Source organism: Pseudomonas sp. UF-293 (assembly GCF_058245595.1).
Window position 1 is genome coordinate 1 of the sequence record NZ_JBSICA010000008.1, and the last position, 19,360, is coordinate 19,360.

Sequence of the window (19,360 nt, forward strand, 5' to 3'; positions counted from 1 at the left end):
GATGGTAGTGTGGGGTTTCCCCATGTGAGAGTAGGTCATCGTCAAGATTAAATTCCGAAACCCCAATTGCGAAAGCAGTTGGGGTTTTGTTTTGCCTGCGAGAAATGTGTCCGCTTGATTTCTATGCAACGGCCCGGGGCATGGCTATTATGCGGGCCTCATTGTGAGGCGATATCTGCATGCTGACGTTGTTGAATCTACTGAAGGATGGACGATTCCATTCCGGACAGGACCTGGGCGTTGCCCTGGGAGTTAGCCGAAGTGCTGTATGGAAGCAGCTACAACAGCTTGAAGCTGAGCTTGGCCTGTCGATCCATAAAGTTCGTGGTCGCGGATATCAATTGTCGGCGCCTCTGACGCTCCTTGATCCTCTTGAAATAACCAGGAAGGTCTCTCAATGGTCTGTGCGTGTGTTCGATTCTGTCGATTCGACAAATGCCGAAGCTCTGCGCTCCATCAGTGAGGGCGCCCCCGCGCCGTTTTTGGTGCTTGCGGAGCGACAATTGGCAGGCCGTGGTCGTCGAGGCCGTAAATGGGTAAGCCCATTTGCCGAAAACCTTTATTACAGCCTTGTACTCCGTATCGAAGGCGGAATGCGCCAGCTTGAAGGGCTGAGCCTTGTTGTTGGCTTGGCCGTTATGCAGACCTTGCGAAGCGCGGGGGTGTCGAACGTCGGCCTGAAGTGGCCCAATGATGTCTTGGTGGGAAACAAGAAGATTGCCGGTATCCTACTCGAGCTCGTCGGAGATCCGGCAGATGTCTGTCATGTAGTGCTGGGTATAGGAATCAATGTGAATATGCAGGTTGCGCATGAGGTCGACCAGCAGTGGACTTCCATAAGGCTTGAGTCTGGGCAGGCCTGTGATCGCAACGATTTGGTGGTTGAGCTTAGCAATCAACTGAACACCTACATCCATAGGCACCAAGCCAATGGATTCGCTAGTTTGCAAGCAGAATGGGCGGAAAATCATCTGTGGCAGGGTCGCTCCGTATCATTGATTGCGGGTAACAGTCATATCGACGGGGTTGTGCTCGGCATTGATAATCAGGGCGGGTTGCGCTTGATGGTAGATGGTGTTGAACAGGTCTTTAGTGGCGGAGAGCTCAGCCTGAGGTTGCGTGATGATTCTTGAGCTTGACTGCGGCAACAGCTTTATAAAGTGGCGCGTGCTGGATGACTTGGCGAGCGAAGTGGTCTCTGAAGGGGTTGTAGATTCCAATCTGGCTTTGATTGAGAGCCTGCGGATCATAAATTCGCTATCACTGCGCAGCTGTCGTTTGGTCAGCGTCAGGACTGATGAGGAAACAGGCGCGTTAATCGAGCTTATTGAGCGTGAGTTCGCTATTCCTGTCGTATGTGCGAAATCCGCTCGCATGATGTCCGGTGTTCATAACGGCTACGAGGATTATGAGCGTCTAGGGCTTGATCGCTGGCTAGCGATGCTTGGGGGCTTTCACCTGGCTGCCGGCAATTCGTGCCTGATTCTCGACTTCGGTACAGCAGTCACTGCTGATTTTGTTGCGGCTGACGGTGAGCATCTCGGTGGGTTCATCTGTCCTGGTATGCCTTTGATGCGAAACCAGTTGCGCACTCATACTCGTAAAATTCGCTACGGGGATCAGGCGGCGGAGCGCGCGCTCTCTAGTCATGTGCCGGGGCGGACGACCGCAGAGGCGGTGGAGCGCGGGTGTTCGCTGATGTTGAGAGGCTTCGTCCTCACTCAATTAGAACTCGCTCAAGCATATTGGGGCGAAAACTACGTGGTTTTCATTACGGGGGGGGATGCCGAGCTGGTTGGTGGCGTCGTGCCTGATGCTCGGGTTGTACCCGATCTTGTTTTCGTCGGCTTGGCCATGGCGTGTCCGTTGTCCTGAGGTTCATATGCGTTGGTTGTTCCTGCTCCTCGTAGTTCTCAATGTTTTTTATTATGTCTGGCATCAGCAGGAAGCGCCCTTGCGAGCCAAAGATGTAACGCCTCTGAACCTGTATCGCGGTTCGCAGCAGGATATTCGTTTGCTTAGTGAAACAGCCGGTGATGGGCGCAGGGCGGAGGGTGCTGCGCGTCAACAGTGCCTGTTTCTTGGTGGATTTTCTGATGAGGATTCAATTGCCAAGTTGCAGCAGCGTCTTGGGGCGATGAGGGTCAATGTGCAATCCGTGCCGAAAGATGCTGCCGGAAGCGGTTACTGGCTGGCAGTTGCGCCGGACGGCCAGCGTTTGTTGGGCGATCCACAGTTGCAAAACCTTTCCAAGGAATTCAATGAGTTAAAACATAAAATAATGCTGTGCGAAGGGGTTGCACCTGCTGAATAGTTTGAATAGAATGGCGCCCGCTCCACAGCGAAGACCATAACCGGATTTCAATGTAGAGCGTGTCAACGCAGCTAACCTCAGGTTTTTAAATGAGAAAATGCTTGACAGGGTCTTGGCATGATATAGAATGCCGGCCTGATTAGGAGGGGTTCCCGAGCGGCCAAAGGGATCAGACTGTAAATCTGACGTCTACGACTTCGAAGGTTCGAATCCTTCTCCCTCCACCAGATTTAAGCGTGAGCTGCAGGCTCCGCGGGTATAGTTTAGTGGTAGAACCTCAGCCTTCCAAGCTGATGATGCGGGTTCGATTCCCGCTACCCGCTCCAAGTTTGCAGGTTGTGCAAAGGGTTTTGCTCTTGTAGCTCAGTTGGTAGAGCACACCCTTGGTAAGGGTGAGGTCAGCGGTTCAAATCCGCTCAAGAGCTCCATATAACAGGGCAGATATGAAAATATCTGCCTTTGTTTTAATGGTTGATATTGTTTGTCTAATTTCTTCTGTAGAGGGTGATATCGATGGCTAAGGAAAAATTTGATCGTTCCCTGCCCCACGTCAACGTTGGGACCATTGGTCACGTTGACCACGGTAAAACCACTCTGACTGCTGCTCTGACTCGCGTTTGCTCCGAAGTTTTCGGTTCTGCAATCGTTGACTTCGACAAGATCGACAGCGCACCAGAAGAAAAAGCTCGCGGTATCACCATCAACACCGCGCACGTTGAGTACAACTCGAAGATCCGTCACTACGCTCACGTTGACTGCCCAGGTCACGCTGACTACGTGAAGAACATGATCACCGGTGCTGCTCAAATGGACGGCGCTATCCTGGTTTGCTCGGCCGCTGATGGTCCGATGCCACAAACCCGTGAGCACATCCTGCTGTCCCGTCAGGTTGGCGTTCCGTACATCGTGGTCTTCCTGAACAAGGCTGACCTGGTAGACGACGCTGAGCTGCTGGAACTGGTTGAGATGGAAGTTCGTGACCTGCTGTCGACTTACGACTTCCCGGGCGACGACACTCCGATCATCATCGGTTCGGCTCGTATGGCGCTGGAAGGCAAAGACGACAACGAGATGGGCACCACTGCCGTCAAGAAACTGGTTGAAACTCTGGATGCCTACATCCCAGAACCAGTTCGTATGATCGACAAGCCATTCCTGATGCCAATCGAAGACGTATTCTCGATCTCGGGTCGCGGTACTGTTGTGACTGGTCGTATCGAGCGCGGTATCGTTCGCGTTCAGGATCCGCTGGAAATCGTTGGTCTGCGTGACACCACCGTTACTACTTGCACCGGTGTTGAAATGTTCCGCAAGCTGCTCGACGAAGGTCGTGCTGGCGAGAACTGCGGCGTTCTGCTGCGTGGTACCAAGCGTGACGACGTTGAGCGTGGCCAGGTTCTGGTCAAGCCAGGTTCGGTCAAGCCGCACACCAAGTTCACCGCAGAAGTTTACGTTCTGAGCAAGGAAGAAGGCGGCCGTCATACTCCGTTCTTCAAAGGCTACCGTCCACAGTTCTACTTCCGTACTACTGACGTGACTGGTAACTGCGAGCTGCCAGAAGGCGTTGAAATGGTAATGCCAGGTGACAACATTCAGATGACTGTTACCCTGATCAAAACCATCGCGATGGAAGATGGTCTGCGTTTCGCTATCCGTGAAGGCGGTCGTACCGTTGGCGCCGGCGTCGTAGCTAAAATCATCGAATAAGCGGTTGTAATGTATTTTTCGGGCCGGCATAATGGTCGGCCTGATTTTGTTTTAGGTCAGTAGCTCAATTGGCAGAGCGACGGTCTCCAAAACCGTAGGTTGGGGGTTCGATTCCCTCCTGACCTGCCAGATTCACTCGGTGTATCTGGCTTTCTTTTCACAGGATCTTCATAGATGACTCCTAAAGCTGAAGCTCAAGGCTCTCGCTTCGATCTGCTCAAGTGGCTTGTAGTAGTCGCTTTGGTGGTTGTTGGCGTTGTTGGCAATCAGTATTACGCTGCTTCGCCGATCCTGTACCGTGTACTCGCTTTGCTTGCCATTGCTGCTGTAGCTGCCTTTGTAGGCCTGCAGACCGCGAAGGGCAAGTCTTTCTTTGTACTGGTTAAGGAAGCTCGCACCGAGATTCGTAAAGTCGTTTGGCCAACTCGCCAAGAAACCACGCAGACCACGCTGATTGTCGTGGCTGTTGTTCTGGTTATGGCGTTGCTGTTGTGGGGTCTTGATTCCCTGCTCGGCTGGCTTGTTTCCTTGATTGTCGGCTAAGGGTGTCCCGTGGCTAAGCGTTGGTATGTTGTGCATGCTTACTCGGGTTACGAGAAGCATGTGATGCGCTCGCTGATCGAGCGCGTAAAGCTGGCTGGCATGGAAGATGGCTTCGGCGAGATTCTGGTTCCCACTGAAGAAGTGGTTGAAATGCGTAACGGCCAGAAGCGCAAAAGCGAGCGTAAGTTCTTCCCGGGCTATGTGCTGGTCCAGATGGATATGAACGAGGGTACCTGGCACTTGGTCAAGGATACTCCTCGGGTGATGGGTTTCATCGGCGGTACTGCCGACAAGCCTGCGCCAATTACTGATAAAGAGGCAGAAGCAATTCTGCGTCGCGTTGCTGATGGTAGCGACAAGCCTAAGCCGAAGACGTTGTTCGAGCCAGGTGAGACGGTACGTGTCAACGACGGTCCATTCGCTGATTTCAATGGCGTTGTGGAAGAAGTTAACTACGAAAAGAGCCGGATCCAAGTGGCGGTGCTCATTTTCGGTCGCTCTACTCCGGTGGAGCTCGAGTTCAGTCAGGTCGAGAAGGTCTAACTGGGCAAGCAATCCCAACCCCGCAGCCTTAGGCTGTGGGGTTTTGTCGTCACTGGGATAAACGCGCAAGTAACCGGGGAGCCTTTCGAGGCGTTCGAACCCGTAATTGGAGTGCCTCATGGCCAAGAAGATTACCGCTTACATCAAGCTGCAAGTGAAGGCCGCTCAGGCTAACCCAAGTCCACCGGTTGGTCCTGCTCTGGGTCAGCACGGCGTGAACATCATGGAATTCTGCAAGGCTTTCAACGCCCGTACTCAGGGTCTTGAGCCAGGTCTGCCGACTCCAGTGATCATCACTGTCTACAGCGACCGTAGCTTCACTTTCGAAACCAAATCCACCCCTGCTTCGGTTCTGCTGAAGAAGGCGGCCGGTCTGACCAGCGGTTCCGCTCGTCCGAACACCGTTAAGGTTGGCACCGTTACCCGTGCTCAGCTGGAAGAAATCGCGAAAACCAAAAACGCGGATCTGACTGCAGCTGATATGGATGCAGCCGTGCGTACTATCGCCGGTTCTGCTCGTAGCATGGGCCTTAACGTGGAGGGTGTGTAATGGCTAAGCTGACCAAGCGTCAAAAGGCTATCGCCGGCAAAATCGAAGCAGGCAAGGCCTACAACATTGTAGACGCCGCTGCTCTGCTGGCCGAGCTGTCGACTGTCAAGTTCAGCGAGTCGTTCGACGTTGCTGTAAACCTGGGTGTAGACCCGCGTAAATCCGACCAGGTTGTTCGTAGCGCTACTGTGCTGCCACACGGCACTGGCAAGACCGTTCGCGTTGCTGTGTTCACCCAGGGTCCAGCTGCTGAGGCCGCTCTGGCTGCCGGCGCTGACCGTGTAGGTATGGACGACCTGGCTGCCGAAATGAAAGGCGGCGACCTGAACTATGACGTAGTGATCGCATCCCCCGATGCCATGCGCGTTGTTGGTCAGTTGGGTCAGATCCTCGGTCCACGTGGCCTGATGCCTAACCCGAAAGTCGGCACCGTAACTCCAGACGTAGCCAACGCGGTCAAGAACGCCAAGGCTGGTCAGGTTCGTTATCGCACCGACAAAAACGGCATCATCCACACTTCCGTTGGCAAGATCGGCTTCGACGCCGTCAAGCTGAAGGAAAACGTTGAAGCCCTGATCGCTGATCTGAAGCGTATCAAGCCAGCTTCCTCGAAAGGCATTTACGTCAAGCGCGTTACCCTGAGCACCACTATGGGCCCAGGTCTGGTTATCGATCAGAGCTCGCTCGACGCTTAAGACAAAGGTTGGCGCGGATTGCCGCGCCAATTGAAAGATTGGGGTCCCTGCCTGGCGGGGGCTATCCAAGACCGTAGGCGGCGCAAGCCTTAAACCTCAAGCCTACGCAGATGGTGCTCCCGGTTCCTTACCGAATCAGACACCAAAACGACATTCGGTTCCGATCGAATGAAACGGTAACAAGCAGGAGTTAAACCCGTGGCAATTAATCTCGAAGACAAGAAGGCCATCGTCGCTGAAGTCAACGAGGCTGCCAAAGTCGCTCTGTCCGCTGTCGTGGTTGATGCACGTGGCGTAACAGTAGGCGCAATGACCGGACTCCGTAAAGAGGCTCGTGAAGCTGGCGTTTACGTACGTGTTGTACGTAACACCCTGCTCAAGCGCGCTGTTGCTGACACTCAATACAGTGTCCTCAACGACGTGTTCACCGGCCCGACCCTGATTGCATTTTCGAACGAACATCCGGGCGCTGCAGCCCGTATCTTCAAAGAGTTTGCCAAGGGTCAGGACAAGTTCGAGATCAAGGCAGCTGCGTTCGAGGGCAAGTTCCTCGCAGCTAATCAGATCGACGTACTGGCAACCCTGCCGACCCGTGACGAAGCAATTTCCCAGCTGATGAGCGTGATTCAAGGCGCTACCAGCAAATTGGCTCGTACTCTGGCGGCAATTCGCGACCAGAAAGAAGCTGCCGCAGCCTAAGGCTCGTCACTTCTCGCGTTTTTTGTTTATTTCGATGGTCGCGTAGGCCGTCCCCCAATTCAGGAATTGAGTCATGTCTCTGACTAACGAACAAATCATCGAAGCAATCGGCCAGAAATCCGTAGTGGAAATCGTTGAGCTGATCAAAGCGATGGAAGAAACCTTCGGTGTTACCGCTGCTGCCGCTTCGGCTGGCCCAGCTGTAGCTGCTGCTGCTGTTGAAGAGCAAACCGAGTTCAACGTTGTTCTGCTGGAAGCTGGCGAGAAGAAGGTTAACGTGATCAAGGCAGTTCGTGAACTGACCGGTCTGGGCCTGAAAGAAGCCAAAGAGAAAGTAGACGGCGCTCCTCAGGTTGTAGCTGAAGGCGTTTCGAAAGAAGCGGCTGAAGACGCCAAGAAGAAGCTGGAAGAAGCAGGCGCTAAAGTCGAGCTGAAGTAAGCATCGACTTTGCTCCTCCAGCCCGAGCGTCAAGCGACAGGCTGATGGCTGGTGGCTCTTGCCACCGGCCTTTTTCCGTTATTGGCAGCCGACTGGGTCGGTGCCGGTAAAGGCGCTGTACCACCCGATGCGGTGGCGCAAACCATGGGGTTTGCACGATTTTCTGGCTGCTCCCGTCGGGAGGGGCCAAACAAGCAGGTGACCAAGCTGGGGAACGCTGATGGCTTACTCATATACTGAGAAAAAACGTATCCGCAAGGACTTTAGCAAGTTGCCGGACGTCATGGATGTGCCTTACCTCCTGGCCATCCAGCTGGATTCGTATCGTGAATTCTTGCAAGCGGGAGCGACTAAAGATCAGTTCCGCGACGTGGGCCTGCATGCGGCCTTCAAATCCGTTTTCCCGATCATCAGCTACTCCGGCAATGCTGCGCTGGAGTACGTCGGTTATCGCCTGGGCGAACCGGCATTTGATGTCAAAGAATGCGTATTGCGCGGTGTAACTTTCGCCGTACCTTTGCGGGTAAAAGTGCGCCTGATCATTTTCGACAAAGAATCGTCGAACAAAGCGATCAAGGACATCAAAGAGCAAGAAGTCTACATGGGTGAAATCCCCCTGATGACTGAAAACGGTACCTTCGTAATCAACGGTACCGAGCGTGTTATCGTTTCCCAGCTGCACCGTTCCCCGGGCGTGTTCTTCGACCACGACCGCGGCAAGACGCACAGCTCCGGCAAACTGCTGTACTCGGCTCGCATCATTCCTTACCGCGGTTCGTGGCTGGACTTCGAATTCGACCCGAAAGATTGCGTCTTCGTGCGTATCGACCGTCGTCGCAAGCTGCCGGCCTCGGTACTGCTGCGCGCGCTCGGTTACACCACCGAAGAAGTGCTGGACGCGTTCTACACCACCAACGTCTTCCACCTGAGCGGCGAAACCCTCAGCCTGGAACTGGTGCCATCGCGCCTGCGTGGTGAAGTTGCGGTTCTGGACATCCAGGACGAGAAGGGCAAGGTCATCGTTGAGCAAGGCCGCCGTATTACCGCGCGCCACATCAACCAGATCGAAAAAGCCGGTATCAAGACGCTGGATGTGCCACTGGACTACGTCCTCGGCCGCACCACCGCCAAGGCTATCGTGCACCCGGCTACCGGCGAAATCCTGGCCGAATGCAACACCGAGCTGAACACTGAAGTCCTGGCAAAAATCGCCAAGGCTCAGGTCGTTCGCATCGAGACCCTGTACACCAACGACATCGACTGCGGTCCGTTCGTCTCCGACACGCTGAAGATCGACTCCACCAGCAACCAATTGGAAGCGCTGGTCGAGATCTATCGCATGATGCGTCCAGGCGAGCCGCCAACCAAAGACGCTGCCGAAACCCTGTTCAACAACCTGTTCTTCAGCCCTGAGCGTTATGACCTGTCTGCGGTCGGCCGGATGAAGTTCAACCGTCGTATCGGTCGTACCGAGATCGAAGGTTCGGGTGTGCTGTGCAAGGAAGATATCGTCGCGGTACTGAAGACTCTGGTCGACATCCGTAACGGTAAAGGCATCGTCGATGACATCGACCACCTGGGTAACCGTCGTGTTCGCTGCGTAGGCGAAATGGCCGAAAACCAGTTCCGCGTTGGCCTGGTACGTGTTGAGCGTGCGGTCAAAGAGCGTCTGTCGATGGCTGAAAGCGAAGGCCTGATGCCGCAAGACCTGATCAACGCCAAGCCCGTGGCTGCGGCGGTGAAAGAGTTCTTCGGTTCCAGCCAGCTGTCGCAGTTCATGGACCAGAACAACCCGCTGTCCGAGATCACCCACAAGCGTCGTGTCTCTGCACTCGGCCCTGGCGGTCTGACTCGTGAGCGCGCAGGCTTTGAAGTCCGTGACGTACACCCGACTCACTACGGTCGTGTCTGCCCGATTGAAACGCCGGAAGGTCCGAACATCGGTCTGATCAACTCCCTGGCTGCGTACGCTCGCACCAACCAGTACGGCTTCCTGGAAAGCCCGTACCGCGTGGTGAAAGAGGGTGTGGTCACCGACGAGATCGTGTTCCTGTCCGCTATTGAAGAAGCCGATCACGTGATCGCTCAGGCTTCGGCGACCATGAACGAGCAGAAAGTTCTGATCGACGAACTGGTTGCCGTGCGTCACCTGAACGAATTCACCGTCAAGGCGCCGGAAGACGTCACCCTGATGGACGTTTCGCCGAAGCAGGTTGTCTCGGTTGCAGCGTCGCTGATTCCGTTCCTCGAGCACGACGACGCCAACCGTGCGTTGATGGGTTCGAACATGCAGCGTCAGGCTGTACCGACTCTGCGCGCTGACAAGCCGCTGGTAGGTACCGGCATGGAGCGTAACGTAGCCCGTGACTCCGGCGTTTGCGTCGTGGCTCGTCGTGGTGGCGTGATCGATTCCGTCGATGCCAGCCGTATCGTGGTTCGTGTTGCCGATGACGAAGTTGAAACCGGTGAAGCCGGTGTCGACATCTACAACCTGACCAAGTACACCCGCTCGAACCAGAACACCTGCATCAACCAGCGTCCGCTGGTGCGTAAAGGCGATCGCGTTCAGCGTAGCGACATCATGGCCGACGGCCCGTCCACCGACATGGGTGAACTGGCACTGGGTCAGAACATGCGCATCGCGTTCATGGCATGGAACGGCTTCAACTTCGAAGACTCCATCTGCCTGTCCGAGCGTGTGGTTCAGGAAGACCGTTTCACCACGATCCACATTCAGGAACTGACCTGTGTGGCCCGTGACACCAAGCTTGGCCCAGAGGAAATCACTGCGGACATCCCGAACGTGGGTGAAGCTGCACTGAACAAGCTGGACGAAGCCGGTATCGTTTACGTAGGTGCTGAAGTAGGCGCAGGCGACATCCTGGTGGGTAAGGTCACTCCGAAAGGCGAGACCCAACTGACTCCGGAAGAAAAACTGCTGCGTGCAATCTTCGGTGAAAAAGCCAGTGACGTTAAAGACACTTCCCTGCGCGTGCCAACCGGCACCAAAGGTACTGTCATCGACGTACAGGTCTTCACCCGTGACGGCGTTGAGCGTGATGCTCGTGCACTGTCGATCGAGAAGTCCCAGCTGGACGAGATCCGCAAGGATCTGAACGAAGAGTTCCGCATCGTTGAAGGCGCGACTTTCGAGCGTCTGCGTTCCGCACTGGTAGGCCACAAGGCCGAAGGCGGCGCCGGCCTGAAGAAAGGTCAGGACATCACCGACGAAGTACTCGACGGTCTTGAGCACGGCCAGTGGTTCAAACTGCGCATGGCTGAAGATGCTCTGAACGAGCAGCTCGAGAAGGCTCAGGCCTACATCGTTGATCGTCGCCGTCTGCTGGACGACAAGTTCGAAGACAAGAAGCGCAAACTGCAGCAGGGCGATGACCTGGCTCCAGGCGTGCTGAAAATCGTCAAGGTTTACCTGGCAATCCGTCGCCGCATCCAGCCGGGCGACAAGATGGCCGGTCGTCACGGTAACAAGGGTGTGGTCTCCGTGATCATGCCGGTTGAAGACATGCCGCACGATGCCAATGGCACCCCGGTCGACGTGGTCCTCAACCCGCTGGGCGTACCTTCGCGTATGAACGTTGGTCAGATCCTCGAAACCCACCTGGGCCTCGCGGCCAAAGGTCTGGGCGAGAAGATCAACCGGATGGTCGAAGAGCAGCGTAAAGTCGCTGAACTGCGCACCTTCCTGGACGAGATCTACAACCAGATCGGCGGTCGTAACGAAGATCTGGACAGCTTCTCCGATCAGGAAATCCTCGATCTGGCGAACAACCTGCGTGGCGGCGTTCCAATGGCCACTCCAGTGTTCGACGGTGCCAAGGAAAGCGAAATCAAGGCCATGCTGAAACTGGCAGACCTGCCGGAAAGCGGCCAGATGCAGCTGACCGACGGCCGTACCGGCAACAAGTTCGAGCGTCCAGTTACCGTTGGCTACATGTACATGCTGAAGCTGAACCACTTGGTAGACGACAAGATGCACGCGCGTTCTACCGGTTCTTACAGCCTGGTTACCCAGCAGCCGCTGGGTGGTAAGGCGCAGTTCGGTGGTCAGCGTTTCGGGGAGATGGAGGTCTGGGCACTGGAAGCATACGGTGCTGCTTACACTCTGCAAGAAATGCTCACAGTGAAGTCGGACGATGTGAACGGCCGTACCAAGATGTACAAGAACATCGTGGATGGCGATCACCGTATGGAGCCGGGCATGCCCGAGTCCTTCAACGTGTTGATCAAGGAAATTCGTTCCCTCGGCATCGATATCGATCTGGAAACCGAATAACACGTGACGCGAATCGAGAGCGGGGCAGGATTGCCCGCTCTCTGCTCCGCCAGGAGGAAAGGCCTTGAAAGACCTACTGAATTTGCTGAAAAACCAGGGTCAAGTCGAAGAGTTCGACGCCATCCGTATCGGATTGGCCTCGCCGGAGATGATCCGTTCGTGGTCGTTCGGTGAAGTTAAAAAGCCGGAAACCATCAACTACCGTACGTTCAAACCTGAGCGTGACGGCCTGTTCTGCGCCAAGATCTTTGGCCCGGTAAAGGATTACGAGTGCCTGTGCGGTAAGTACAAGCGCTTGAAGCACCGTGGTGTGATCTGCGAGAAGTGCGGCGTTGAAGTTGCACTGGCCAAGGTTCGTCGTGAGCGCATGGCGCACATCGAACTGGCTTCGCCGGTTGCCCACATCTGGTTCCTGAAATCGCTGCCGTCGCGTATCGGCCTGCTGATGGACATGACACTGCGTGATATCGAACGCGTTCTCTACTTCGAGAGCTATGTCGTTATCGATCCAGGCATGACCACCCTTGAAAAAGGTCAGCTGCTGAACGACGAGCAGTACTTCGAAGCGCTTGAAGAGTTCGGTGACGATTTCGATGCCCGCATGGGTGCTGAAGCTGTCCGTGAACTGCTGCACGCTATCGACCTGGAGCATGAGATTGGCCGTCTGCGCGAAGAGATTCCGCAAACCAACTCGGAAACCAAGATCAAGAAGCTGTCCAAGCGTCTGAAGTTGATGGAAGCCTTCCAGGGTTCCGGCAACCTGCCAGAGTGGATGGTGCTGACCGTTCTGCCGGTTCTGCCGCCAGATCTGCGTCCACTGGTCCCGCTGGATGGCGGTCGTTTCGCGACCTCCGACCTCAACGATCTGTATCGTCGAGTGATCAACCGTAACAACCGTTTGAAGCGCCTGCTGGATCTGTCCGCGCCGGACATCATCGTGCGCAACGAAAAGCGTATGTTGCAGGAAGCTGTCGATGCTCTGCTCGACAACGGTCGTCGTGGCCGCGCTATCACCGGTTCCAACAAGCGTCCTCTGAAATCCCTGGCTGACATGATCAAGGGTAAGCAGGGCCGTTTCCGTCAGAACTTGCTCGGTAAGCGTGTTGACTACTCCGGTCGTTCGGTAATTACCGTAGGCCCGACCCTGCGTCTGCACCAGTGCGGTCTGCCGAAGAAGATGGCTCTCGAGCTGTTCAAGCCGTTCATTTTCGGCAAGCTGGAAATGCGTGGTCTGGCGACCACCATCAAAGCGGCCAAGAAAATGGTCGAGCGCGAACTGCCAGAGGTTTGGGACGTTCTCGCCGAAGTGATTCGCGAACACCCGGTTCTTCTCAACCGTGCACCGACCCTTCACCGTCTGGGCATCCAGGCGTTTGAACCGGTACTGATCGAAGGTAAGGCTATCCAGCTGCACCCACTGGTCTGCGCCGCGTACAACGCCGACTTCGACGGCGACCAAATGGCCGTGCACGTACCGCTGACGCTGGAAGCCCAGCTCGAAGCGCGTGCGTTGATGATGTCGACCAACAACATCCTGTCGCCAGCCAACGGTGAGCCAATCATCGTTCCGTCGCAGGACGTTGTACTGGGTCTGTACTACATGACCCGTGAGGCGATCAACGCCAAAGGCGAAGGTCGTGTATTCGCGGATCTGCAGGAAGTTGACCGTGTGTTCCGTGCCGGCGAAGCCGCACTGCACGCCAAGGTCAAGGTTCGTATCAACGAAACCGTCAACGACCGTGACGGCAACAGCGTGAGCGGTACCCGTATCGTTGACACTACTGTCGGCCGTGCGCTGCTGTTCCAGGTTGTGCCAAAAGGTCTGTCGTTCGATGTCGTCAACCTGCCGATGAAGAAAAAGGCGATCTCCAAGCTGATCAACCAGTGCTATCGCGTGGTTGGTCTGAAAGAGACCGTGATCTTCGCTGACCAGTTGATGTACACCGGTTTCGCTTACTCGACCATCTCCGGCGTTTCCATCGGTGTTAACGACTTCGTTATCCCGGATGAAAAAGCCCGCATCATCGGTGCAGCCACCGACGAAGTGAAAGAGATCGAGAGCCAGTACGCCTCCGGCCTGGTAACCCAGGGCGAGAAGTACAACAAAGTGATCGACCTCTGGTCGAAAGCGAACGACGAAGTTTCCAAGGCGATGATGGCCAACCTCTCGAAAGAGAAAGTCATCGACCGTCACGGCGACGAAGTCGACCAAGAGTCTTTCAACTCGATGTACATGATGGCCGACTCGGGTGCGCGGGGTTCCGCAGCACAGATTCGTCAGCTGGCCGGTATGCGTGGTCTGATGGCCAAGCCGGACGGTTCCATCATTGAAACGCCGATTACGGCGAACTTCCGTGAAGGTCTGAGCGTACTTCAGTACTTCATCTCGACTCACGGTGCTCGTAAAGGTCTGGCGGATACCGCGTTGAAAACCGCTAACTCCGGTTACCTGACTCGTCGTCTGGTGGACGTGGCGCAGGATCTGGTGGTTACCGAGATCGATTGCGGCACCGAACACGGTCTGCTGATGACTCCGCACATTGAAGGCGGTGACGTTGTAGAGCCGTTGGGTGAGCGCGTATTGGGTCGTGTGATTGCCCGTGACGTGTTCAAGCCGGGTACCGAGGACGTTATCGTTCCTGCTGGCACTCTGGTTGACGAGAAGTGGGTCGAATTCATCGAGCTGAACAGCATCGACGAAGTGATCGTGCGTTCGCCGATCAGCTGCGAAACCCGCTACGGCATCTGCGCCAAGTGCTATGGCCGTGATCTGGCTCGTGGTCACCAGGTGAACATCGGTGAAGCGGTCGGCGTTATCGCTGCCCAGTCCATCGGTGAGCCGGGTACCCAGCTGACCATGCGTACGTTCCACATCGGTGGTGCGGCAAGCCGTACTTCCGCAGCCGACAGCGTTCAGGTGAAGAATGGCGGTACCGTCCGTCTGCACAACCTGAAGCACGTTGAGCGAGTGGATGGCCACCTGGTTGCTGTGTCCCGTTCCGGTGAGCTGGCAATCGCGGACGACTTCGGTCGTGAGCGCGAGCGTTACAAGCTGCCGTACGGTGCTGTGATTTCGGTTAAGGAAGGTGACAAGGTCGACGCTGGCGCAATCGTGGCCAAGTGGGATCCGCACACTCACCCGATCGTTACCGAAATGAAAGGTACCGTGACCTACGTGGGCATGGAAGAAGGCATCACGATCAAGCGTCAGACTGACGAATTGACCGGTATGACCAACATTGAAGTACTCGACGCGAAAGATCGTCCTGCAGCGGGCAAAGAAATTCGTCCTGCAGTGAAGATGGTCGACGACAACGGCAAGGATCTGTTGCTGCCAGGCACTGACGTTATCGCTCAGTACTTCCTGCCAGCCAACGCCCTGGTCGGTGTGGCTGACGGTGCGAAGATTGCGATCGGTGACGTTATCGCTCGTATCCCGCAGGAAACTTCGAAGACCCGTGACATCACCGGTGGTCTGCCGCGTGTTGCCGACCTGTTCGAAGCCCGTCGTCCGAAAGAAGCGTCGATTCTGGCTGAAGTCAGCGGCACCATCGCGTTCGGTAAAGAGACCAAGGGCAAGCGCCGTCTGGTCATTACCCCGAACGACGGTAGCGATCCGTACGAAGAGCTGATTCCGAAGTGGCGTCACCTGAACGTCTTCGAAGGCGAACAGGTAAACCGCGGCGAAGTTATCTCCGACGGCCCAAGCGATCCGCACGACATCCTGCGTCTGCTGGGTGTAAGCGCGCTGGCCAAGTACATCGTCAACGAGATCCAGGACGTTTATCGTCTGCAAGGCGTGAAGATCAACGACAAGCACATCGAGACCATCCTGCGTCAGATGCTGCGTAAAGTTGAGATCTCCGAGTCCGGCGATTCCAGCTTCATCAAGGGCGACCAGATGGAACTGACTCACGTACTGGTAGAAAACGAGCGTCTGGGCGCGGAAGACAAGTTTGTCTCCAAGTTCACTCGCGTTCTGCTGGGTATTACCAAGGCGTCGTTGTCCACCGAATCGTTCATCTCGGCGGCTTCCTTCCAGGAAACCACCCGCGTACTGACCGAGGCGGCAGTCACCGGCAAGCGCGATTACCTGCGCGGCCTGAAAGAAAACGTAGTCGTGGGTCGTCTGATCCCGGCCGGTACCGGTCTTGCCTATCACAGCGAGCGCAAGCGTCGCCGTGATGCCGACAAGCCGTTGCGCGTAAGCGCCAGTGAAGTGGAAGCTGCACTGACCGAAGCGCTGAACTCGAGCGGTAACTGAGTTCTGCGATAAACGAGCGTGAGGCCCTGATCGCTCCGTTCGTCGAATCGAGACATCAAGTCAAGGTTCGATGGGCGGGGAGGTCGGGGCCTTGCCTTGACTGGAATCAAGATCCTCTTTAGACTCTTGATCCCCTAAATTTGGCGGGAATTCGTTCCTGCCATTTTGCTTTTCTTGCAAGACAATAGCGTCGCAAGACAACAGTGGAGCTAGTAGATGGCAACTATCAACCAGCTGGTACGTCAGCCGCGTAAGCGTATCGTCGAGAAATCCGACGTACCTGCGCTGCAGAACTGCCCGCAACGTCGTGGCGTGTGCACCCGTGTGTACACCACCACGCCGAAAAAACCTAACTCGGCACTGCGTAAAGTATGCCGTGTGCGTCTGACCAACGGTTTCGAGGTTTCCTCGTACATCGGTGGTGAAGGCCACAACCTGCAAGAGCACAGCGTGGTACTGATCCGCGGCGGTCGTGTAAAAGACTTGCCAGGTGTTCGTTACCACACCGTTCGCGGCTCCTTGGATACTTCCGGCGTTAAAGGCCGTAACCAGGGTCGTTCGAAGTACGGTACCAAGCGTCCGAAGTAATCGGCCGTTTTGCAGATTTTTATTTTATTGAGTCGATAAGAGTAAGGTCGGGCACGCATCCTCTGGATCTGTCCCGAGCTAACCTGAAGACCGCTTGAGGGCTTATCATGCCAAGACGTCGCGTAGCAGCAAAGCGTGAGATTCTGGACGATCCGAAATACGGAAGCCAGATCCTCGCCAAATTCATGAACCACGTTATGGAAAGCGGCAAGAAAGCCGTTGCCGAGCGTATCGTTTATGGTGCCCTGGAAACCGTTGCGGCCCGTAAGGCTGGCACCGATCCCCTGGAACTCTTCGAAAAAGCACTCGACGCCATCGCTCCGCTGGTCGAAGTGAAGTCGCGCCGCGTTGGTGGTGCTACTTACCAGGTTCCGGTCGAGGTTCGTCCTTCCCGTCGTAACGCTCTGGCAATGCGCTGGTTGGTAGACTTCGCCCGTAAGCGCGGCGAGAAGTCTATGGCTCTGCGTTTGGCTGGCGAACTGCTGGATGCTGCTGAAGGTAAAGGTGCTGCTGTTAAGAAGCGTGAAGACGTGCACCGTATGGCCGAAGCTAACAAAGCTTTCTCGCACTACCGCTTCTAATTTTAGCTTCACTAATTTTGCGAGGGCTTTATGGCTCGTACTACTCCGATTAGCCGCTACCGTAACATCGGTATCGTCGCTCACGTGGATGCTGGTAAAACCACCACCACCGAGCGCGTACTGTTTTACACCGGCAAAAGTCACAAAATGGGCGAGGTGCATGATGGCGCCGCGACCACAGACTGGATGGTTCAGGAGCAGGAGCGTGGTATCACCATTACTTCTGCTGCCATTACCGCCTTCTGGAAAGGTTCCGAGAAGCAGTACTCTCACGAGCACCGTTTCAACGTAATCGATACCCCAGGCCACGTAGACTTCACTATTGAAGTTGAGCGTTCCCTGCGCGTACTCGACGGCGCTGTCGTTGTGTTCTGCGGTACTTCGGGTGTTGAGCCGCAGTCGGAAACCGTATGGCGTCAAGCCAACAAATACGGCGTTCCACGTCTTGTTTACGTAAACAAGATGGACCGTGCCGGCGCCAACTTCCTGCGCGTGATCGGTCAGATCAAGCAGCGTCTGGGTCACACTCCGGTGCCGATCCAGTTGGCCATCGGTTCCGAAGACAACTTCCAGGGTCAGATCGATCTGATCAACATGCAAGCTGTCTACTGGAACGACTCCGACAAAGGTATGGTCCCTGTTCGCAAGGACATTCCTGCCGAGCTCCAAGAGCTGGCCGAAGAGTGGCGCAACAACATGGTTGAGGCTGCTGCCGAAGCCAACGAAGAGCTGATGAACAAGTACCTGGAAGGCGAAGAGCTGTCGATCGAAGAGATCAAGGCTGCTTTGCGTCAGCGTACTATCGCCGGCGAAATCGTTCTGGCCGTTTGCGGTTCTTCGTTCAAGAACAAGGGCGTTCCCCTGGTTCTCGACGCCGTTATCGACTACCTGCCTGCTCCGACCGACATTCCTGCTATCAAGGGTTCCAACCCTGATAACGAGGAAGAAGAGATGGAGCGTCATGCAGACGACAACGAGCCTTTCGCGGCTCTGGCGTTCAAGATCGCTACCGACCCATTCGTGGGTACTCTGACCTTCGTCCGCGTTTACTCGGGCGTGTTGAACTCCGGCGACGGCGTGATCAACTCGGTCAAAGGCAAGAAAGAGCGCGTGGGTCGTATGGTGCAAATGCATGCGAACGCCCGTGAAGAGATCAAGGAAGTGCGCGCTGGCGACATCGCGGCCCTGATCGGCATGAAGGACGTCACCACTGGTGAAACCCTCTGCAACGCTGACAAGCCAATCATCCTGGTTCGCATGGACTTCCCGGAGCCGGTTATTTCGGTTGCCGTAGAGCCTAAGACCAAGGATGACCAGGAAAAAATGGGTATCGCTCTGGGCAAACTGGCTCAGGAAGACCCGTCTTTCCGCGTTAAAACTGATGAAGAGACTGGTCAGACGATCATCTCCGGCATGGGCGAGCTGCACCTGGACATCCTGGTTGACCGGATGCGCCGTGAGTTCAACGTCGAAGCCAACATCGGCAAGCCTCAGGTTTCGTATCGTGAGCGCATCACGAAGAACTGTGAAATCGAAGGCAAGTTCGTTCGTCAGTCCGGTGGTCGCGGCCAGTTCGGTCACTGCTGGATCCGTTTTGCGCCTGCTGACGAAGGTCAGGAAGGTCTGCAATTCGTGAACGAAGTTGTAGGTGGTGTGGTTCCTAAGGAATACATCCCGGCTATCCAGAAGGGTATCGAAGAGCAGATGAAGAACGGCGTTGTTGCCGGCTATCCGCTGATCGGCCTGAAGGCTACCGTGTTCGATGGTTCTTACCACGACGTCGACTCCAACGAGATGGCGTTCAAGGTGGCTGCTTCCATGGCGACCAAGCAACTGGCCCAGAAGGGCGGTGGTGAGTTGCTCGAGCCGATCATGGCGGTAGAGGTTGTTACGCCTGAAGACTATATGGGTGATGTGATGGGCGACCTTAACCGTCGTCGCGGCATGATCCAGGGTATGGAAGACACAGTGTCCGGCAAGGTTATCCGTGCCGAGGTTCCACTGGGTGAGATGTTCGGTTATGCAACCGACGTTCGTTCCATGTCCCAGGGTCGCGCAAGCTACTCTATGGAATTCAAAAAATACGATACGGCTCCGTCGCACATCGTCGAATCCGTAACCAAAAAACAAGGCTGATTCAGCC

General features: G+C 55.6%; 15 protein-coding genes and 4 tRNA genes. All 19 read left to right on the forward strand.

All coding sequences use genetic code 11. The features are described from left to right. Positions 1 to 179: 179 nt before the first annotated feature. The 19 genes from birA (at position 180) to fusA (ending at position 19,353) form a co-directional block, all read left to right on the forward strand. Positions 180 to 1,133 (forward strand): bifunctional biotin--[acetyl-CoA-carboxylase] ligase/biotin operon repressor BirA, encoded by a 954-nt coding sequence (gene birA, locus AC4IHP_RS11070; RefSeq protein ID WP_490831704.1) that lies wholly within the window; start codon positions 180 to 182, stop codon positions 1,131 to 1,133. After that, the gene (locus tag AC4IHP_RS11075) at positions 1,123 to 1,875 is read left to right on the forward strand and encodes a pantothenate kinase (protein WP_460121807.1); all 753 of its coding nucleotides are present in this window, start codon (positions 1,123 to 1,125) and stop codon (positions 1,873 to 1,875) included. Before birA ends, AC4IHP_RS11075 begins: the two co-directional genes overlap by 11 nt. 7 nt (positions 1,876 to 1,882) lie before the next feature. Next, positions 1,883 to 2,314 carry a hypothetical protein gene (locus AC4IHP_RS11080; RefSeq protein ID WP_460121805.1) on the forward strand — a complete coding sequence of 144 codons (432 nt, stop codon included), beginning with the start codon at positions 1,883 to 1,885 and terminating at the stop codon, positions 2,312 to 2,314. Between the two features lie 142 nt (positions 2,315 to 2,456). Further along, positions 2,457 to 2,541: transfer RNA gene (locus AC4IHP_RS11085), tRNA-Tyr, on the forward strand. A gap of 25 nt (positions 2,542 to 2,566) precedes the next feature. Continuing rightward, a tRNA-Gly gene (locus tag AC4IHP_RS11090) sits at positions 2,567 to 2,640 on the forward strand. Between the two features lie 26 nt (positions 2,641 to 2,666). Continuing rightward, a tRNA-Thr gene (locus AC4IHP_RS11095) sits at positions 2,667 to 2,742 on the forward strand. Positions 2,743 to 2,827: 85 nt separating this feature from the next. Next, positions 2,828 to 4,021, forward strand: a complete 1,194-nt coding sequence (tuf, locus tag AC4IHP_RS11100) for an elongation factor Tu (protein WP_064361246.1) — start codon at positions 2,828 to 2,830, stop codon at positions 4,019 to 4,021. A 53-nt stretch (positions 4,022 to 4,074) separates the two neighbouring features. Next, a tRNA-Trp gene (locus AC4IHP_RS11105) sits at positions 4,075 to 4,150 on the forward strand. A gap of 45 nt (positions 4,151 to 4,195) precedes the next feature. After that, a complete protein-coding gene (gene secE / locus AC4IHP_RS11110; protein ID WP_016772937.1) occupies positions 4,196 to 4,564 on the forward strand; it encodes a preprotein translocase subunit SecE in 369 nt (122 codons plus the stop codon). A 9-nt stretch (positions 4,565 to 4,573) separates the two neighbouring features. Then, positions 4,574 to 5,107: a transcription termination/antitermination protein NusG gene (gene nusG, locus AC4IHP_RS11115; RefSeq protein WP_007957598.1), complete on the forward strand. Its 534-nt coding sequence runs from the start codon at positions 4,574 to 4,576 to the stop codon at positions 5,105 to 5,107. A 118-nt stretch (positions 5,108 to 5,225) separates the two neighbouring features. Then, the gene (rplK, locus tag AC4IHP_RS11120; RefSeq protein WP_003176435.1) at positions 5,226 to 5,657 is read left to right on the forward strand and encodes a 50S ribosomal protein L11; all 432 of its coding nucleotides are present in this window, start codon (positions 5,226 to 5,228) and stop codon (positions 5,655 to 5,657) included. Further along, the gene (gene rplA / locus AC4IHP_RS11125) at positions 5,657 to 6,352 is read left to right on the forward strand and encodes a 50S ribosomal protein L1 (protein WP_024014523.1); all 696 of its coding nucleotides are present in this window, start codon (positions 5,657 to 5,659) and stop codon (positions 6,350 to 6,352) included. Before rplK ends, rplA begins: the two co-directional genes overlap by 1 nt. Before the next feature lie 198 nt (positions 6,353 to 6,550). Then, positions 6,551 to 7,051 carry a 50S ribosomal protein L10 gene (gene rplJ / locus AC4IHP_RS11130; protein ID WP_008081912.1) on the forward strand — a complete coding sequence of 167 codons (501 nt, stop codon included), beginning with the start codon at positions 6,551 to 6,553 and terminating at the stop codon, positions 7,049 to 7,051. 73 nt (positions 7,052 to 7,124) lie between these two features. Beyond that, on the forward strand, positions 7,125 to 7,490 hold the full coding sequence (gene rplL, locus AC4IHP_RS11135) for a 50S ribosomal protein L7/L12 (RefSeq protein WP_007962228.1): 366 nt from the start codon (positions 7,125 to 7,127) through the stop codon (positions 7,488 to 7,490). Between the two features lie 220 nt (positions 7,491 to 7,710). Continuing rightward, positions 7,711 to 11,784 carry a DNA-directed RNA polymerase subunit beta gene (gene rpoB, locus AC4IHP_RS11140; protein ID WP_016772939.1) on the forward strand — a complete coding sequence of 1,358 codons (4,074 nt, stop codon included), beginning with the start codon at positions 7,711 to 7,713 and terminating at the stop codon, positions 11,782 to 11,784. A 64-nt stretch (positions 11,785 to 11,848) separates the two neighbouring features. Continuing rightward, the gene (rpoC, locus tag AC4IHP_RS11145) at positions 11,849 to 16,048 is read left to right on the forward strand and encodes a DNA-directed RNA polymerase subunit beta' (protein ID WP_071173747.1); all 4,200 of its coding nucleotides are present in this window, start codon (positions 11,849 to 11,851) and stop codon (positions 16,046 to 16,048) included. 216 nt (positions 16,049 to 16,264) lie between these two features. Continuing rightward, on the forward strand, positions 16,265 to 16,636 hold the full coding sequence (gene rpsL / locus AC4IHP_RS11150; protein WP_003186084.1) for a 30S ribosomal protein S12: 372 nt from the start codon (positions 16,265 to 16,267) through the stop codon (positions 16,634 to 16,636). A 107-nt stretch (positions 16,637 to 16,743) separates the two neighbouring features. Beyond that, on the forward strand, positions 16,744 to 17,217 hold the full coding sequence (rpsG, locus tag AC4IHP_RS11155) for a 30S ribosomal protein S7 (protein WP_016772941.1): 474 nt from the start codon (positions 16,744 to 16,746) through the stop codon (positions 17,215 to 17,217). 30 nt (positions 17,218 to 17,247) lie between these two features. Then, positions 17,248 to 19,353 carry an elongation factor G gene (gene fusA / locus AC4IHP_RS11160; protein WP_016772942.1) on the forward strand — a complete coding sequence of 702 codons (2,106 nt, stop codon included), beginning with the start codon at positions 17,248 to 17,250 and terminating at the stop codon, positions 19,351 to 19,353. Positions 19,354 to 19,360: the final 7 nt, after the last annotated feature.

Coding starts and splice junctions, on each gene's coding strand:
- rplL (WP_007962228.1), top strand. CDS start 7,125: ATGTCTCTGACTAACGAACAAATCATCGAAGCAATCGGCCAGAAATCC.
- AC4IHP_RS11075 (WP_460121807.1), top strand. CDS start 1,123: ATGATTCTTGAGCTTGACTGCGGCAACAGCTTTATAAAGTGGCGCGTG.
- AC4IHP_RS11080 (WP_460121805.1), top strand. CDS start 1,883: ATGCGTTGGTTGTTCCTGCTCCTCGTAGTTCTCAATGTTTTTTATTAT.
- birA (WP_490831704.1), top strand. CDS start 180: ATGCTGACGTTGTTGAATCTACTGAAGGATGGACGATTCCATTCCGGA.
- rplA (WP_024014523.1), top strand. CDS start 5,657: ATGGCTAAGCTGACCAAGCGTCAAAAGGCTATCGCCGGCAAAATCGAA.
- rplK (WP_003176435.1), top strand. CDS start 5,226: ATGGCCAAGAAGATTACCGCTTACATCAAGCTGCAAGTGAAGGCCGCT.
- fusA (WP_016772942.1), top strand. CDS start 17,248: ATGGCTCGTACTACTCCGATTAGCCGCTACCGTAACATCGGTATCGTC.
- rpsL (WP_003186084.1), top strand. CDS start 16,265: ATGGCAACTATCAACCAGCTGGTACGTCAGCCGCGTAAGCGTATCGTC.
- rpsG (WP_016772941.1), top strand. CDS start 16,744: ATGCCAAGACGTCGCGTAGCAGCAAAGCGTGAGATTCTGGACGATCCG.
- tuf (WP_064361246.1), top strand. CDS start 2,828: ATGGCTAAGGAAAAATTTGATCGTTCCCTGCCCCACGTCAACGTTGGG.
- secE (WP_016772937.1), top strand. CDS start 4,196: ATGACTCCTAAAGCTGAAGCTCAAGGCTCTCGCTTCGATCTGCTCAAG.
- rpoB (WP_016772939.1), top strand. CDS start 7,711: ATGGCTTACTCATATACTGAGAAAAAACGTATCCGCAAGGACTTTAGC.